Annotated in this window: 13 protein-coding genes; all 13 read left to right on the top strand. The window is 58.7% G+C overall.

The genetic code is table 11. The annotated features are described in order from the left end of the window. Positions 1-1,591 (top strand): 1,4-alpha-glucan branching protein GlgB (gene glgB / locus ACTO5E_RS07085; RefSeq protein WP_482302712.1); only part of this gene is annotated, 1,591 nt, incomplete at its 5' end. A gap of 127 nt (positions 1,592-1,718) precedes the next feature. Beyond that, positions 1,719-2,933 (top strand): glucose-1-phosphate adenylyltransferase, encoded by a 1,215-nt coding sequence (locus tag ACTO5E_RS07090; protein WP_482302713.1) that lies wholly within the window; start codon positions 1,719-1,721, stop codon positions 2,931-2,933. 61 nt (positions 2,934-2,994) lie between these two features. Further along, positions 2,995-4,110, top strand: coding sequence for a glucose-1-phosphate adenylyltransferase subunit GlgD (gene glgD, locus ACTO5E_RS07095; protein ID WP_482302714.1), 1,116 nt, complete (start codon positions 2,995-2,997; stop codon positions 4,108-4,110). Between the two features lie 48 nt (positions 4,111-4,158). Then, positions 4,159-5,586: a glycogen synthase GlgA gene (glgA, locus tag ACTO5E_RS07100; RefSeq protein ID WP_482302715.1), complete on the top strand. Its 1,428-nt coding sequence runs from the start codon at positions 4,159-4,161 to the stop codon at positions 5,584-5,586. 298 nt (positions 5,587-5,884) lie between these two features. Beyond that, entirely contained in the window at positions 5,885-7,288 is a 1,404-nt protein-coding gene (locus tag ACTO5E_RS07105) for an aminopeptidase (RefSeq protein WP_482302716.1), read from the top strand. A gap of 371 nt (positions 7,289-7,659) precedes the next feature. Further along, positions 7,660-8,340: an ABC transporter ATP-binding protein gene (locus tag ACTO5E_RS07110; RefSeq protein WP_482302717.1), complete on the top strand. Its 681-nt coding sequence runs from the start codon at positions 7,660-7,662 to the stop codon at positions 8,338-8,340. Beyond that, the gene (locus tag ACTO5E_RS07115) at positions 8,331-9,581 is read left to right on the top strand and encodes an ABC transporter permease family protein (RefSeq protein WP_482302718.1); all 1,251 of its coding nucleotides are present in this window, start codon (positions 8,331-8,333) and stop codon (positions 9,579-9,581) included. Before ACTO5E_RS07110 ends, ACTO5E_RS07115 begins: the two co-directional genes overlap by 10 nt. 12 nt (positions 9,582-9,593) lie before the next feature. Continuing rightward, on the top strand, positions 9,594-11,504 hold the full coding sequence (locus tag ACTO5E_RS07120; protein ID WP_482302719.1) for an ABC transporter permease: 1,911 nt from the start codon (positions 9,594-9,596) through the stop codon (positions 11,502-11,504). Positions 11,505-12,322: 818 nt separating this feature from the next. After that, a complete protein-coding gene (locus ACTO5E_RS07125; protein ID WP_482302720.1) occupies positions 12,323-12,565 on the top strand; it encodes a hypothetical protein in 243 nt (80 codons plus the stop codon). Further along, positions 12,544-12,813, top strand: a complete 270-nt coding sequence (locus ACTO5E_RS07130; protein ID WP_482302721.1) for a hypothetical protein — start codon at positions 12,544-12,546, stop codon at positions 12,811-12,813. Before ACTO5E_RS07125 ends, ACTO5E_RS07130 begins: the two co-directional genes overlap by 22 nt. Continuing rightward, positions 12,803-13,495, top strand: coding sequence for a sugar transferase (locus ACTO5E_RS07135; protein WP_482302722.1), 693 nt, complete (start codon positions 12,803-12,805; stop codon positions 13,493-13,495). Before ACTO5E_RS07130 ends, ACTO5E_RS07135 begins: the two co-directional genes overlap by 11 nt. Positions 13,496-13,528: 33 nt before the next feature. Continuing rightward, positions 13,529-14,428, top strand: coding sequence for a metallophosphoesterase (locus ACTO5E_RS07140; RefSeq protein WP_482302723.1), 900 nt, complete (start codon positions 13,529-13,531; stop codon positions 14,426-14,428). Between the two features lie 25 nt (positions 14,429-14,453). Continuing rightward, positions 14,454-15,122 (top strand): YveK family protein (locus tag ACTO5E_RS07145; RefSeq protein WP_482302724.1); only part of this gene is annotated, 669 nt, incomplete at its 3' end.

The following is a 15,122-nucleotide window of genomic DNA, read 5'->3' on the forward strand; positions in this document are numbered from 1 at the left end:
CGCCTGGCAGAAGAAAAAGGAGCAGGAGCAGCATTATTCCCGCCCGGTGAACATATATGAGGTGCATGCCGGCTCCTGGCGCAAGTATGCCGACGGCAGCGTGTTTTCCTACGACAAGCTGGGCGACGAGCTGATCCCCTATGTCAAGGAGATGGGCTTTACCCACATCGAGTTCATGCCTTTGACCGAGTACCCCTACGACGGCTCCTGGGGCTACCAGGTAATGGGCTATTTCGCCCCCACCTCCCGCTACGGCCAGCCCGCGGACCTGATGCGCTTTGTGGACCGCTGCCACCAGGCTGGCATTGGCGTGATTATGGACTGGGTGCCCGGGCACTTCCCCAAGGATGCGGCAGGGCTGGCTAAATTCGACGGCACCCCCTGCTATGAGTATGAGGACCCCCGCAAGGGGGAGCATAAGGAGTGGGGCACCCTGGTGTTCGACTTTGGCCGCACCGAGGTGATGAGCTTCCTCATTTCCAGCGCCGTGTTCTGGCTCAAGGAGTACCACATGGACGGCCTGCGGGTGGACGCGGTGGCCTCTATGCTGTATCTGGACTACAACCGCCGGGATGGGGAGTGGATTCCCAACAAGGACGGGGGCAAGGAGAATTTGGAGGCCATTGCCTTTCTGCAGGCCCTTAACGAGGCCGCTTTCTCCGAGGTGACAGACCCCATGATGATCGCCGAGGAGAGCACCGCCTGGCCCATGGTCTCAAAGCCCACCTTTATGGGGGGGCTGGGCTTTAACTACAAGTGGAACATGGGCTGGATGAACGACATGCTCCGGTATATGTCCATGGACCCCCTGTTCCGCAGCGGCAACCACAGCTCGCTCACCTTCTCCTTTTTCTACGCTTTCTCCGAGAACTTCATTCTGCCCATCTCCCACGACGAGGTGGTGTATGGCAAGGGCTCGCTGATCAATAAAATGCCTGGGGACGACCAGATGAAGGCGGCGCAGATGCGGGCCTTTGTCACCTATATGATGGGCCACCCGGGCAAAAAGCTGCAATTTATGGGCACCGAGTTTGCCCAGAAGAACGAGTGGAACTTTGAGAAGGAGCTGGAATGGGGCCTTTTGCAGTATAAGGAGCATAAGGACGCCCAGAACTTCTTCAAGGCGGTGAACCGCTTCTACCTCAGCCGGCCCGAGCTGTGGGAGATTGACTTTGACTGGGGCGGCTTCGAGTGGATTTCCAACGACGACTATACCCAGAGCGTGATCGCCTTCCGGCGCAAGGCCAAGGACGGCAGAGAGCTGGTGTGCGTGTGCAACTTTGTGCCTGTCCAGCGGGAGGACTACTGCATCGGCGTACCCTTCTGGGGTACCTGGGCCGAGGTGTTCACCTCAGACGATGAGGCCTTTGGGGGCGGCGGCGTCACCAATGGCAAGAGCATCCGCACCGTCGACGAGCCCATGCACGGCTGCGGGCAGAGCATCTCCCTGACCCTGCCGGGCTGCTCGGTGTTCTTCCTGGAGTGCGTAAAGCCCGAGGAGAAGCCCGCGAAAAAGGCCGCGCCCAAGGACGCCGTGAAAGTGGAGGCCAAGAAACCGGCCGCCCGGCCCGCAGTAGAAAAGGCCGGCTGAGTTTACTCACGTCGGCTGGGCCTGAAACCCTGTGAACAGGCGCTTGGGGGCAAAGGCGGACTGTCCGCCCCCAAGGCGCTTTGAAACAATAGCAAGCCAAAAATCGAAATATTCAGGAGGACGAAACATGTTACCCAAACAAGAGGTCGTAGCCATGCTGCTTGCGGGCGGCCAAGGCAGCCGTCTGGGCGTTCTGACGAAAAACATCGCCAAGCCTGCCGTACCCTTTGGGGGAAAATACCGCATTATTGATTTTCCCCTTTCCAACTGCGTGAATTCCGGTGTTGAGACCGTAGGCGTGCTGACCCAGTATCAGCCCCTGGAGCTCAACGAGTACATCGGCTCGGGCCAGCCCTGGGACCTGGACAGCATGGACGCGGGGGTCCATGTGCTCTCCCCCTATGAGAAGCGGAAGAAAACGGACTGGTACAAGGGCACTGCCAACGCCATCACCCAGAACATCCCCTTTATCGAGCGCTATAACCCGGACTATGTGCTGGTGCTGGGGGGCGACCACATCTACAAGATGGACTATGCCAAGATGATCGCCTTCCACAAGGAGAAGGACGCGGCCTGCACCATTGCCGTGCAGCAGGTGCCCATGGCAGAGGCCAGCCGGTTCGGCATTCTCAACACCAATGAGGACGACTCGATCTACGAGTTTGACGAGAAGCCCAAAAAGCCCAAGAGCGACCTGGCCAACATGGGCATTTATGTGTTCAACTGGGACGTGCTGAAAAAGTTCCTGCTGGCGGACGAGGAGGACCCCAAGAGCTCCAACGACTTTGGCAAAAACGTGCTGCCCGCCATGCTCAACGCGGGAGAGAGAATGTTTGCCTACCGCTTTGACGGCTACTGGAAGGACGTGGGCACCATCGACAGCCTGTGGGAGTCCAACATGGACCTGCTGGACCCCAATGTCCCCCTGGACCTGGGAGACCCCGACTGGCGCATCTACAGCCGCAACCCGGTGATGCCCCCCCACTATATCGCCAAGGGCGCCCATGTGCAGAACTCTACCATTGCCGAGGGCTGCAACGTGTATGGCGACCTGGAGTTCTCCATTCTGTTCGCCGGGGTATATGTGGCCCCTGGGGCGGAGGTGCACTCCTCCATCATCATGCCCGGCGCCCGCATTGAAGAGGGAGCCCGGGTGCAGTATGCCATTGTGGCCGAGAACGCCGTGGTTGGCGCGGGAGCCACAGTAGGCCAGCGGCCCGAGAATGTGGAAAACAAGGACGAATGGGGCGTGGCAGTGGTAGGCCCTGGCTGCCATGTGCCTGCCGGCGGCAGCGTCGCCCCCCAGGAGATGCTGGACGCCGATGAGGCCGCGAAAAATTGAAGGCCTGAAAAACAGGATGTAACCCCCAAAAATTAACCCAAATGAAAGGGAGCTGGTCAATATGATGCGCGGCAACGACGTGATTGGCATCCTCTTTGCCTATGTGCATGAGGAGCGTGTAAGAGAATTGACAGAAAACCGGGTGATGGCCTCCATACCCTATGGCGGGCGCTACCGGCTGGTGGACTTTGCCCTCTCCAACCTGGTGAATTCCGGCGTGAACAAGGTGGGCGTAATCACCGAGCAGAACTATCAGTCCCTGATGGACCATCTGGGCTCCGGCAAGTCCTGGAACCTGTCCCGCAAGCGGGAGGGCCTGTATCTGCTGCCCCCCTTTGGGGCCGACACCTCCCGCACAGGCGGCATGGTGGCAAGCCTGGCCTCCATCCACCGGTTTTTGAAGAACTCCAAAGAGGAGTATGTGCTCATCACCAACTGCGACACGGTGTCCAATATCGACTACCGGGACGTGTTCCGCTTCCACACGGAAAAGAACGCGGATGTCACCGTGATTTACCGCCACGGCACTTCCCCCGATACAGACAAGAATGTGGTCTATACGGTTGACCCAGAGGGCTTTGTGCGGGATATGCTCATTAAGCGGGGCAGCGAGGCCAACTGCAACTATGGCTTCGGCAAGTGCATTCTGCGCCGCAAAAAGCTGATGGAGCTGGTGGACGACTGCATGAGCCGCAATCTCTATGATTTTGACAGGGATTTGATTCAGCGCAACCTGAAGGATTTGCGGGTCTATGGCTATGAGGCGGCAGGCGCGGCCTATACCATCACCTCCTTCCGGGACTATTTTGAAGCCAACATGGCCCTGATGGACCCCAAGGTCCGCACCCAGCTGTTCCCTGTGGACCGGCCCATTTATACCAAGGTCCGGGACGACATGCCCGCCAAATACGGCCTGGGCTCCTCTGTCACCAACTCCATTGTGGCCGACGGCTGCGTGATTGACGGCGAGGTGGAGAACTGCGTGCTGTTCCGGGGCGTTAAGGTGAAAAAGGGCGCAAAGCTGAAGAACTGCGTCATCATGCAGGACTGCGTGGTGGGCGAGGGCACCCGGCTGGACTATGTGGTGGCGGACAAAAACGTGGAGTTCGACATGAACCGCACCATGTCCGGCTATCAGAGCTACCCGGTCTATGTGGGCAAGGGCAGCAAGGTGTAAAACAGCCCTCCACCTTCTATACATTTCAGGCAGAAAGGAAATTCGACCATGAAGATTTTGTACTGTGCCAGCGAAGCTCTGCCTTTTTCCGCCACAGGAGGCCTGGCCGATGTGGCCGGCTCTCTGCCCCAGGCCCTGCGCGCCCGCATGGTGGGCTGCCGGGTGGTGGTGCCCCTGTATGACAACGCCCCCCAGGAGCTGCGGGACAAAATGAAGTTTATCACCAGCATTTCGGTGCCGGTGGCCTGGCGGCGGCAGTATTGCGGCATTTTTGAGGCCAAGATTGGCAGCGTCACCTATTATCTCATTGATAACCAGTACTATTTCAAGCGCGGCAGTCTGTACGGCCATTTTGACGACGCGGAGCGGTTTGCCTTCTTCTCCCGGGCCATTTTGGAGATGCTGCCCTACATTGACTACAAGCCCGACGTCATTCACGCCAACGACTGGCAGACCGCCCTGGTGCCGGTTTACTACCGGCTGTTCTATGCCAACAACGAGTGGTACGCGGGCATCAAAACCCTGTTCACCATCCACAACATCCAGTATCAGGGCCAGTATGGCAAGGATATTCTGGAGGACGTGTTCGGCATTCCCGCCTATGAGAGCCAGCTGCTGGAGTTCAACAAGGATGTAAACCTGATGAAGGGCGCCATTGAGTGCGCCAACTGGGTGTCCACGGTCAGCCCCACCTATGCCCAGGAGATTCTGGACCCCTGGTTCTCCCATAAGCTGGACGCCATCCTCCGGGAGCGTTCCTGGAAGCTGTCGGGCATTCTCAACGGCATCGACACCGTGAACTATGACCCGGCGGCGGACCCCAGCCTGTTTGCCAACTACACCCAGGCGGATAAGTCCAACAAGGCGGTGAACAAGCAGAAGCTGCAGGAGCGTCTGTGCATTGAGGTGGACCCGGACGTGCCGATAATCGGCATGGTAACCCGGCTGGTCTCTCACAAGGGCCTGGACCTGGTGAAGGAAGCTGTGGACAATGTGATGGAGTACTCCAACGCCCAAATCGTCATTCTGGGCAGCGGCGACCTGGAATATGAGAACTACTTCAAGTGGATGCAGGAGAAGTACCCCGGCCGTTTTGTGCTGTGCCTGGGCTTTGTGCCCGAGCTCTCCCGAAAGATCTATGCTGGCGCGGACATCTTCCTGATGCCCAGCAAGTCCGAGCCCTGCGGTCTCTCCCAGATGATCGCCCTGCGCTACGGCGCCATTCCGGTGGTGCGTGAGACCGGCGGACTGAAGGACTCCATTACCGACAGCGGCGATGGGGTGGGCAACGGCTTCACCTTTATGACCTATAACGCCGGCGACATGCTGCACAGCCTGCACCGGGCCATCTACGCCTACAACTCTGACAAAGAGGGCTGGGGCGTGCTGGTAGACCGGGCCATGAGCTGCGACAACAGCTGGAGCAAGTCCGCTGGGGAGTACATTAAGCTGTATAAGCAGATTATGGAGAGCTAAAAGCCCATAATCTGCTGGAAAGTAAGAACTTGTACCAATAGGATTTGCGCCTGGATTTTCGAGCAAATTTCACTGTTGACGAGGCGCAAATCCGCAGGCAATCTGGCGATTGTCAAGGTTTTGCAACACAGTCAACCGTGAAATCTGCCGAAAAGGCAGGTGCAAGCTCCTGTTGGTACAAGTTCTAAGCCGCCGGTATAGGTCCGGCGGCTTGACTTTTCCCTTTGGGAGGGGTATAATAAACCTTAAGTAAACAGCAAGCATTCCCGTCAATATATTCAGAAATGAGGTTGTGCAAATGGAAGAAAAGAACAACGCCCTCAAGGAGTTGTCCGAAAAGCTGCTGCTGGACCGGGCCAAGCCCGCCCGCGCCGCTGCTTTGGGCTGCGCTGCCAAGGCCATGGACTTTGCCGAGGGCTATAAGGACTTTATCGACGCCTCCAAAACCGAGCGGGAGGCCGTGGACTGGTCGGTGCAGGCCGCAAAGGCCGCCGGCTTTGTGGAGTTTGACCCCAACACCAAATATAACCCTGGCGACAAGGTGTACTACAACAACCGGGGCAAGGCCATGTGCCTGGCTGTCATCGGCAAGCAGGGCGCGGCCCAGGGCGTGCGCATTGCCGCCGCTCATATCGACAGCCCCCGGGTGGACCTGAAGCCCATCCCCCTGTATGAGAGCAGCGAGCTCTGCCTGTTGAAGACCCACTACTATGGCGGCATCAAAAAGTATCAGTGGGCGGCAATCCCCCTGTCCCTTCACGGCAAGATTGTGCGCAAGGACGGCAGCGAGCTCACCGTCAACATTGGCGAGAGCGCCGGCGACCCCCAGTTCTGCATCACCGACATTCTGCCCCACCTGGGCAAGGACCAGAGCGTCAAGAAGCTGGGCGAGGCCTTTACCGGCGAGGACCTGAACGTGCTGGTGGGCAGTCTGCCCCTGGACGTGGAGGGGGAGCAGCTGTATAAGCTGAACATTATGAAGCTCCTCAACGAGCAGTACGGCATTGTGGAGAGCGACCTGATCTCTGCCGAGCTGGAGCTTGTGCCTGCCTTCAAGGCCGCAGACATTGGCTTTGACCGGAGCATGGTGGGCGCCTATGGTCATGACGACCGGGTGTGCGCTTACCCTGCCCTGCAGGCCCTGTTTGACTGCGAGGCCCCGGAGAAGACCTCTCTGGTGGTGCTGGCGGACAAGGAGGAGATTGGCAGCGTGGGCAACACAGGCCTGTGCTCGGAGTATCTGAACTACTTTGTCAGCGACCTGGCCCGGGCCGAGGGCCTGGAGCCTCAGCATGTGTGGAGCAAGTCCAGCTGCCTCTCCGCCGACGTGACCGCTGCGCTGGACCCCACCTATATCTCCGCCTTTGAGCCTGGCAACTCCACCTACCTGAACCGGGGCGTGGGCATTGCCAAATACACCGGCAGCCGGGGCAAGGGCGGCAGCAACGACGCCTCCGCCGAGTTCCTGGGCTGGGTGCGGCGCATTCTGGACGAGGCCGGGGTGCTGTGGCAGATTGGCGAGCTGGGCAAGGTCGATCAGGGCGGCGGCGGCACCGTGGCCTATGATGTGGCCCGGCTGAACGCGGATGTTATCGACATCGGCGTGCCGGTGCTCTCCATGCACTCCCCCTTCGAGGTCATCTCAAAGGTGGACCTGTTCAGCGCCTACCAGGCCTTTAAGGCCTATTTTGAGGCCAAATAAGCAGATTCTGGCTGTGATGCGAAAATAGAAAAGCGTAAAAAAGCGGACCGCCTGCCCCTGTGGCAGAGCGGTCCGCTTTTGTTTCTGACAGTGGGCAAAGGCTCCCTACTGAATAAGCACTCCCAAAAATGAGAAATGGTTGCATATTTAAAAAAATGTATTTTCTTTGGATTTGATGAAATTGCCAGAAATCGACAGCGAAAGATAGGCGGTCTTGTTGTATTGCGAAAGCATAAAAGAGGTGATAGAATGAGATAAATGGAAATCTGCCGGACTTGCCCGGGGACGGACTGTGGAGAAGCTAACAAAACGACGAAAGCCGCAGACCCGGGCGGGTGTGGGGAATCTGAAAAAACAATGGGGTGACATGAATGAACGTGCTGTCAGCAGAAAATGTGAGCTATGTCTACCAAAGCAAGTACCAAAAGGTCCAGGCCCTGACAGAGGTGAGCTGCGGCTTTGAGGCAGGAAAATTCTATGCCATTGTGGGCCAGTCCGGCAGCGGCAAAACCACCCTGCTCTCTATGCTGGCGGGGCTGGGCCAGCCCACCGGCGGCCAGGTGCTGGCCGGGGGCGTCCCTGTGGAGGAGACCGGCAGCGAGCGCCACCGGCGGGAGAATGTCACGGTCATTTACCAGGCTTTCAACCTGTTCCCGGCCCTGAACCTGCTGGAAAACGTCATGTATCCCATGGAGATCATGAAGACGCCCGCCGCCCAGGCCCGGGCCCGGGCCAAGGAGCTGCTGGCCGCGGTGAGCCTCTCTGACGTGGACCCCAGAAAGCTGCCTGCCATGCTCTCGGGCGGGCAGCAGCAGCGGGTGGCCATTGCCCGGGCTCTGGCGTCCAGCGCCAAGGTGATTCTGGCCGACGAGCCCACAGGCAATCTGGACACGGAGAACGGCCGGCTGGTGATTGACCTGCTGAAACGGCTGGTGAAGGAGGAGAACTACTGCGTCATTGTGGTCACCCACGACCTGGACATTGCCGCCCAGGCGGATGTGATCTACCGGATGAAGGACGGACGCTTGGAGGAGGAGACGAAATGTTCGTAATCAAGGACGCGGGCTATCAGCTGCTGCGGGGCAGGGGCCGCAGCCTTCTGCTGCTGGCGGTCTCCGCGCTGCTGTGCGGGTGCATCGCCTTTTACATGGGCAGCATCATCAGCAGCCAGCGGGCCCTGGATACCATAAACCAAAGCACCCCGGCGGAGGTGTATGTCAGCAACTGTGAGGGGGACCAGCTGGACAACCTGAACGTCAGCTATGCCCGCCACGATGTGCTTTTGCCCTGGATGCGTGAGGTGTTTACCACCAGCCAGGGGGTGGGGATTTTTGTGGAGGAGAACCGGCCCGCCGATCCCTTTCACGACGCCTTTTATGAGAACGACACCACCATTCTGGCTGTAAACCGCTGGGAGGCCACTGGGATTCAGAAGACGGACTTCTTTTCGCTGGCCCAGGGCCGGGACATCTCTCTGCTGGAAGGGGAGGAGGGTCTGTGTATTGTTAGTGAGGACTATGCCCGGCGCATGGGGCTTGCGCCGGGGGACAGCTTCACCATGCCGGTGTGCGAGACCAAATATAACTCTTACCGGTCCCCTGTGCAATTATATATCAGCGACATGACCCTGACTGTGGCGGGAACCTTCTCGGCCAGCGCGGCCACAGAGCGGTTGGTAGACATGTATGTCCCGGTGGGCTGGTTCCGGGCCCAGGTAGAGCAGAGCTCCAGCGAGCCCTTTGCCTACACCTCCTTCAAGGGCTATCTGGCTGACTCCATGAAGCTCAACGAGTTCAAGGCCGTGGTGGGGGACTATGGCTTTTATCAACCCTTCTATCTGACCCCGGAGACGGAGCGGGTTGCGAACCTGAGCGAGGGCAGGAGCATTCTGATGGAGGACGAAAACTTTATCAAAACCGCCGAAAAGCTGGCGGAGACGGTGCGGCAGTTCACCAGCTTTCTGCTCCCCTTTTTCCTGGCAGTGGTCTGCCTGGTGACCCTGGCGATTTTTCTGGTGCTGCGGGGGGCAAGGCGCGATATGGCCATTGCCTGCTCTCTGGGCCGGCCCAAAGGGCTGGTCGGGGCCGCCCAGCTGCTGGCGGCGTTGGCGGCGGAGCTGGCCGGCTGCCTGCTCTGCCTGCCGGTGATGATCGGGCTGGCGCGCCTGCCCGCAGGGGCCTCGGCGTCGATCTGCGGGGCGTTTCTGCTGTGCGCCCTGGCCGGGGACCTGCTGGGCCTGTGGCTTTTGCTGCGGTTCGACGCCATTGTCCTGCTGACCGCGTCCAAAGAATAGGAGGGGGAGAAAATGACCATACGCAACAGCTTCAAGCAGCTTTTCCGCAGGCCGGGCAAAACGCTGCTGTTTTTTCTGCTCATGCTGGCAGCCACTGCGCTGCTGGTGTTCGGCGCAGGGCTCTACTACCAGAACAGCCGCCGCATGGAGGCCCTGGGCAACTACTACACCACCATTGCCACCATCCGTCAGCCCTATGAGACGGTGGAGAACGGGGTGCCCCAGTATGGGGAGATTGTCCGCCCCGAGGACCTGGAATTTGAGGGCGCGGACTACATCCTTCCGCCGGAGAGCCGGCCCTATATGCTCTCTTACATGCCCGGCCTGAACCCTCTGCGGGTGAGAGAAGCCTCGGCGTTGTTCAACCTGAATGTGGTGGAGTTTGAGGTGCTTGAGAGCGGCGATGGGGAGACCCCTGACAAAGCGGTGGTCACCCGGGACCTGGCGGGCGGGCAAAGTAAGGAGCTGACCTCCTCCGCTGACTGGTTCTACTGGGGCTACCAGGCGCATCTGGCCCTGGGGGACGAATTTTTCCTCGACCAGTCGGGGGACGCCCAACCCCTGGAGAAGGGCAAGCGCTATGTTGGGTCCCTTTATGGCGTTACCTCTGATCTCTACCATGTGGATGACGGCAGTCAATTTGGCCACTGGGCCAGCGAGATTCTCTACTTCACCCCAAGGGAGGCCCCTGAGGCTCTGCGGCAGGCGGGGGCCGGCAATCTGACAGAGGTGACCGGCGATGACTTTTACCAGCCCGGCCAGCCCGGCAGCTTATGGCTAACCCTGGTGGAGGAAACCCGGATGCAGGACTATATCCACCCGGTGCTCGCTGCTTCCAGCGGCAGCCTGATGCCCTGTGTGCGCCAGAACAGCATAAAAATACGGGGGAGAATGATCACAGAGGAGGAGTTTGCCAGCGGGGCCAAGGTCTGTCTTGTGGGCAAGGACATGGCCCAGAGAAACCTGCTGTGGGAGGGCAAAACCGTCAAGCTCTCGCTGCTGGCCAGCATGTACGGCTATAGCCAGAACAGCTACCGGGTCATGGGCTGGACCGGCTTCCAGCTTCCCCAGGGGACCAGCCTGCTGGACAGCGAGGGCCAGATTTTGCAGCCCTTCTGGGAGGAGGAGTACGAAGTGATAGGCGTTTTCGAGCCCAGATATGGGACGGAAGAGCTGGCCTATGGGGACATGTTCATCATCCCCGCCCAGTCGGTGCAGGCCTCTGACGAAGAGCATGTGATTTACTACGGCCCCATGAATAGGGGCAATGCCAGCTTCCAGATTCCCAACGGCGCTGCCGGCAGCTTTGTAGAGAAGATGAACGCCGCCATCCCCGAGGTTGCCGCCCGGGTGGTACTGGAGTTTGACGATATGGGCTACAGCCGGGCCATGGACAGCCTGCGGGAGGCCCAGCAGACAGCGTTTCTGCTGTTTTTGGTGGGGCTTCTGGCAGCGGCGGCGATTGTGGCCCTGCTGATGTACTTCTTCATTGTGCTGGAAAAGAAGCGGACCGCCATGGAGCGCAGCCTGGGGCTGTCAAACCGCCAATGCCGGGCGTCGCTGCTGGCAGGGGTCATGACAGTCACCCTGTGCGCGGCGCTGCTGGGCAGCACAGCCGCAGGCGTTATGCTGAACCAGGCTGAGGCAGCGGCCGCACAGGTTCAGCAGGAGGAAGAGGAGCCTGCGGCCCAGTCGATGGACTGGGGGCTGGGGGGCATTTATGATTTCAGCGCCAAATACAGCCCCTGGGCCATGTGGGACGTGGCCGGCAACCAAGCCGACCGGCTGCAGGCGCCGGTGCCCTGGTGGGTCTGCCTGGGGGCTTCCCTGGTGTTGACAGGGCTGGTGGGGGCTCTGGCCCTGGCCCTGGTAAACAGAAGCCTGAAAACCGAGCCCATTTTGCTGCTGAACACCCACGCCTGACAGGGGGAAGGAGCAGTTCCCCCCGGTGGGGGTAGCCCCCTGCCTCTTGCAGCCCCCACGCCAGTTGTCCTGACAGCAGGAGAAGCGGCGGCCGGCTGAACGCTATTGCGGATGAAAAGGACGGAAATGAACAAAGCTCCCAAGGGCAGCGCCCTTTGCAGGAGCCTTGTTTCCAAACCACATAACCATATCCGGCCAAACGGTAGAATCATGAAAAGTCCAGGAGAGTTTTGACGCCTCCTGGACTTTTTTTCTAAAAACGGAAGGGCTGCTCTCCCATAGACGGCCCCATCATCCCTGTTTATGCCTCTGGATACCCTCTTGTTGCCCGATTTTCCGCTGTCCCCGGGTACGCCTCCGTCTTGACCAAAGTATATACCGGCCAGCACAAAAGCGAGATAAACCAAGGGTTTCGGGCGTTGCAGTCCCGCCCCTGAAGTTTTGAAAGTGCGGGTCATACAGCGCAAAAACGGGGGACAGCCAGGTCGAAGCCCTGGTGAAATACCAGCGGCAGGTGCGGAGAAAACCACTGGCGGACAGATATCTCTATAAATGACCTCGCACCTTTCGTAACGCAACGTCAAATCGCCCGCCAAACTGGGGCGTTCCTGCTCCCCCCGTCCCGGTGGCCTGGGCTCCCTTCAAAAGGTCTACTTTTTGATAGTTCTCACTCTACTTATTATTTTAAAACAAAATGGATGAAATTGCAACCCCATTTTATGATATATGCCTCCTATTTGTCAAATAATTTCCTCCTCCCGCAGCAATGTCCTTACATATTAAAAGGTAGAGTTTGTTACAGAAAGCGAGGGTTGACAATGAGTCATTCCAGGCAAAAGCTAGACCTGACAGGCCATCGTTATGGCAAGCTGACCGTGCTGGGGCCAGCGGAGAACATTGGCGAACGCACCGCCTGGCGCTGCCTCTGCGACTGCGGCCGCCAGGCCATCGTGAAAACAACCCAACTGCGCAGCGGCCATACCAAAAGCTGCGGCTGCATGGAAAGGGGGCCGGTCTATGTGGACGGCACCAGCCGGATATGCTTCGCGCCGCCAAAATAGCCCGGAAGAACAATACCAGCGGCGTGCCGGGCGTGGACTGGTGGGCCGCAAAGGGAAAATGGAGGGCGACAATCTGCTTCAAGGGCAAACGCTACTATCTGGGCAGCTATTGCGACTTTGAAGAAGCCGTCAGAGCCCGAAAACAGGGCGAGGCGGAGCTGCACGACAGATTTTTAAGCGAGGTACAGAAGAAACAGAAACGTTTTGCCGCTGGATACGAAACGGGATGTGGACGCAATGGAGATTAAAGATTTGGAGAGGGCTTTGGGCATTGAGTATGGAATGAGCCTGTCTGCCCGCCGTATTTCACGAGGCTGGCAAAGACGGGTTTATTTGTGGGTGAAAAGGGCCCAGGATATGGCGCTGTCCGCATTGGCTTTGGTACTGCTCTCCCCATTGATGGTTCTGATTGCCCTGGCCGTGGTGGTCGACGACCCCCACGGGCCGCCGATCCTTTCGCAGCTGCGCTGCGGCCGGGGCGGGAAAAAGTTCCGCCTGTATAAATTCCGGACCATGTGTGTGGATGCGGAGAGCCACCTGGAAAAATTGCTGCCCTATAACCAAATGACGGGCCCCGTGTTTATAATCCGGGGCGACCCCAGAATCACCCGTTTGGGGCGTTTTCTGCGCGCCACTGGGCTGGATGAGCTGCCCCAGCTGGTGAACATCCTCAAGGGGGATATGTCCATTGTTGGCCCGCGCCCCCCATTGCCCCGGGAGGTTGCCCAGTACACGCTATATCAATGGCAGCGGCTGACGGTTACGCCAGGGCTCACCTGCATCTGGCGGGTAAACCCCGCCCGTAACAGCCTGACTTTTGACGCCTGGGTGGAATTGGACTTGCGCTACATACGGGAGCAGAGCTGGCTGCTGGACTGGAAACTGATTTTTCAGACAGCCAGGGTGGTTTTTCGCAGAGAGGGGCTATAATATGCGGCTAAAAACAGCAAGGAGGCTGGAAAGATGAGAAGGAAAGAGAAACAGCAGGCCAGCCACGCCAGGCCCCGCCGGATACCTCCGGCGGGGCGGCTGGCTGTTTTTCTGGCAGCGCTGGCCGCGGGCCTGCTCTTGGGGGGCGGCGCACTCTTCTCCGAGGAATTGGAGGCGACCTTCTACCATGTGTATTCGCCCAAAATTGCGGCGGGAGAAACGGTGCGGACGGTGGTTCTGTCAGACCTGCATAACCGGGAATTCGGCCCGGAAAACGCGGAACTGGTAGAACAGATTCAGGTGTTGGAGCCGGATATCATCGCCATTGCCGGAGACATGGTGAACGCGGACGAGGGCAGCTTGGATGTGGTGCTGAGCCTTTGCGAAAAACTGGTGGGGATTGCTCCGGTCTATTACAGCCCGGGCAACCACGAGAGCAATCTGATGTATGAGCAGGGCGTCCCCCTTGAGAGCCAGCTTTCCCAGCTGGGCGTTCATGTGCTGGTCAACCGGGCGGAGGAGGCGGTCATCCATAAAACCTCATTTTTGATCGGCGGCTTGACCACAGCCCCGGAAGGGTATGAGGAATACGGCGCGGCCTTCTTTGCGGAGTATGAAAAAAGCCCGGCTTTTAAGCTGCTGATCTCCCATTACCCCAGTCTGTACTATGACGCGCTGGCGGACGCAAGGGTAGATTTAGGCATTTGCGGCCATTATCATGGGGGGCAGGCGCGCCTTCCAGGGGTTGGCGGGCTATATCATGTGGACACCGGGTTTTTCCCCAAATACAGCGGGGGAATGTACCAGCTTGCCAACAGCACGGTGTTTGTTTCCCGGGGCATGGGCGGCCACAATGGGTTCCCCCGGATCAACAACCGGCCCGAACTGGCGGTAATCGATATAAACGGCCGGCAGGACACGGACCTCTCATAACCCAAATAAAAGGAGCGATAGCGGAATGTTATTGGTAGGAATGGTTGGCCCCGCCCTGATCCTGTGTGTGGTAATAGCCTACATGGTTCTGGGCTGGCGCTTTTTTCAGATTAAATCCAAGCTGCCTGTTCTTGGGCTGCGGGGGACATTGGGCCGGGCAAAAGGAGCCTGGCGAAAGCTGGCGGTCTGTGGGGCGTTGTTTGTGGCAATATACTTTTCAGCGCAGACGGCGGCAGGCTGCTGGTCGCCGGACATGATGATGGTGTTTAACTATGAGGAGGCTGCCCGGGGACAAAACCCAAACGTTACCCGGTTCAACGAGTCCAATATCCTTTCCGACCATGTTCTGGAGCAGGTCATCCAGCGGGGGCAGCTGCAAATCTCAGTAGACCAGCTTTCCGGGCTGCTGGCGTTGTCTACGCCCCTGGACGCGGAAAAACTGGATGTGACCCAGGAGTCCGACCTGAAGATATCCACAGAATACCGGGTCTCCTGCTCCCCCCGGGCGGCGTTGTACCATACAGACCCCAAGATGGTGCTGAATCTTTTGGCTGACGTGTACTGGGAGGATTTCGTCCACAACTACGCGGAGAACGACAGCATTCTGGACCTGTCCTTTGAGGGTCTGGAGGGGCTGGAGTATCTGGATGTGAAAGACTACCTGCAAATGCAGGCATACAAGCTGGCCAATTAC

This window comes from Acutalibacter sp., from assembly GCF_056800975.1.

Bases quoted from the DNA above. Each gene is read 5' to 3' on its own strand.
- ACTO5E_RS07090 (WP_482302713.1), top strand. From the start codon at position 1,719: ATGTTACCCAAACAAGAGGTCGTAGCCATGCTGCTTGCGGGCGGCCAA.
- glgD (WP_482302714.1), top strand. From the start codon at position 2,995: ATGATGCGCGGCAACGACGTGATTGGCATCCTCTTTGCCTATGTGCAT.
- glgA (WP_482302715.1), top strand. From the start codon at position 4,159: ATGAAGATTTTGTACTGTGCCAGCGAAGCTCTGCCTTTTTCCGCCACA.
- ACTO5E_RS07105 (WP_482302716.1), top strand. From the start codon at position 5,885: ATGGAAGAAAAGAACAACGCCCTCAAGGAGTTGTCCGAAAAGCTGCTG.
- ACTO5E_RS07110 (WP_482302717.1), top strand. From the start codon at position 7,660: ATGAACGTGCTGTCAGCAGAAAATGTGAGCTATGTCTACCAAAGCAAG.
- ACTO5E_RS07115 (WP_482302718.1), top strand. From the start codon at position 8,331: ATGTTCGTAATCAAGGACGCGGGCTATCAGCTGCTGCGGGGCAGGGGC.
- ACTO5E_RS07120 (WP_482302719.1), top strand. From the start codon at position 9,594: ATGACCATACGCAACAGCTTCAAGCAGCTTTTCCGCAGGCCGGGCAAA.
- ACTO5E_RS07125 (WP_482302720.1), top strand. From the start codon at position 12,323: ATGAGTCATTCCAGGCAAAAGCTAGACCTGACAGGCCATCGTTATGGC.
- ACTO5E_RS07130 (WP_482302721.1), top strand. From the start codon at position 12,544: ATGCTTCGCGCCGCCAAAATAGCCCGGAAGAACAATACCAGCGGCGTG.
- ACTO5E_RS07135 (WP_482302722.1), top strand. From the start codon at position 12,803: ATGGAGATTAAAGATTTGGAGAGGGCTTTGGGCATTGAGTATGGAATG.
- ACTO5E_RS07140 (WP_482302723.1), top strand. From the start codon at position 13,529: ATGAGAAGGAAAGAGAAACAGCAGGCCAGCCACGCCAGGCCCCGCCGG.